General features: G+C 53.5%; 2 protein-coding genes and 1 pseudogene. 1 reads left to right on the top strand and 2 read right to left on the bottom strand.

Annotation, left to right across the window (positions count from 1 at the left end; all coding sequences use genetic code 11):
• Both ACR0EL_RS21495 and ACR0EL_RS21490 read right to left on the bottom strand, forming a co-directional pair.
• A partial coding sequence (locus ACR0EL_RS21495; RefSeq protein ID WP_480502191.1) for a dihydrodipicolinate synthase family protein occupies positions 1–394 on the bottom strand: 394 nt, incomplete at its 3' end.
• Between the two features lie 62 nt (positions 395–456).
• The gene (locus ACR0EL_RS21490) at positions 457–1,059 is read right to left on the bottom strand and encodes a helix-turn-helix domain-containing protein (protein ID WP_170393747.1); all 603 of its coding nucleotides are present in this window, start codon (positions 1,057–1,059) and stop codon (positions 457–459) included.
• Between the two features lie 147 nt (positions 1,060–1,206).
• Here ACR0EL_RS21490 and glyA point away from each other — a divergent pair.
• Positions 1,207–1,449 (top strand): annotated as a pseudogene (gene glyA, locus ACR0EL_RS21485) (serine hydroxymethyltransferase); the annotation flags it as partial.

Below are 1,449 nucleotides of genomic sequence, written 5' to 3'. Positions count from 1 at the left end.
GCACGTCCGGTGCCGCAGAAAGAATAGCCTTGAAGTGGTTCTTTTGCGCAGCAACCGATGAGCCTCGTGACAGAACCCGAGGGATAACCATCAACCCTGCCGCGCCGACCTTCTGTGCATGTGCTGCGTGCGCCACAGCGGAATTCGAGTTGATGGCACCCGTCCCCACGACAACCGGCAAGCCAGCGTTGACCAGTCGTTCCACGCCCTCCATCCGTTGGGCATCCGTCAGAAGCGGCCAATCCCCCATCGAGCCACAATAGACGACAGCGGACATGCCTGCCGCGATCATCTCTTTGCCCTTTTTGACCAGCGCGTCAAAGTCAGGTGTCCTGTCGGCCTTACACGGCGTCATAAGGGCAGGCATAGTTCCAGTGAAAATAGTCCGGTCCATGAGATATCCGTTTGCTCAGGTTGGTATTGGTATTCTGCGCGAAAGCGCCGTGGCCTAACGTGTCATTCCAGCGAAACCCACAAGACCCTGGCGTCTTCCTTACTCGTAGAAATACAGCCATGCCCCATACCGCTATCGTAGTACAGAGAATCTCCGGGTTTCATCGGTAAGGGGCGGTAATGCTCGGATACGAATATCAACTCGCCACTGATAACGTACATGAATTCTTCGCCTGTGTGCCTGATCCAGTTCTCATATTCTGATATGTCACGCGCTTTTATCGTCGCGATATAAGGAAGCATTCGCTTACTGGTCAGGTCCGAGCACAGCAATTCGTGCATGTAGGTCGGCGTATTTCTTATCTCGCCTTGCCCTTTCGGCGTAAAATCACGTCGCCCCGAAATTCCCGATTGAGCGGACTGCAAGAACAGCTGTGGCGTGTTCATGTCCAAGGCCTGTGTCAGCCGCCGTACGATCTCGAAACTTGGACGTGTCTGGTTGTTTTCGATCTTTGAAAGTGTTGATCGACCGATTCCCGCTTCGCGCCCGGCCTCCTCCAATGTCCAGCCTTTTGCGCGGCGTGCATCCCGGATCGACCGACCCAAAGCCGCCCCCTCGTCCTGTTCTTCCGGTCCGGCACCATCTTTCAGGTTGTCCTCAGACATGGGAATCTCCTTGTTTTATCAAAGCTTACTCATTTCCCCGGAGCCAAACAACTTTACTGTGATGAAATTTTTGTTGCCTTGCGTACACTAATTCCACTATAGGAAACAAAATTTCGTACACTGGAAACGAGATTACAGGAGGAGATCATGTTCACAAAACCGCTCACCGAGGCTGATCCCGTCATCGCAGCATCGATCGCACGCGAGGGCATACGCCAGGCTGAACAGATCGAACTGATCGCTTCCGAGAACATCGTCTCTCAGGCAGTGATCGATGCGCAGGGTTCCGTACTTACAAACAAATACGCCGAGGGCTATCCGGGTCGCCGCTATTATGGTGGGTGTGAATATGTGGATGAGGTTGAGGCCGAAGCCATTGATCGATTGAAG

This window comes from Ruegeria sp. AH12, from assembly GCF_056541465.1.
The sequence above is the reverse complement of the archived record's forward strand: the minus strand, read 5'-3'. Positions and strand labels throughout refer to the sequence as shown.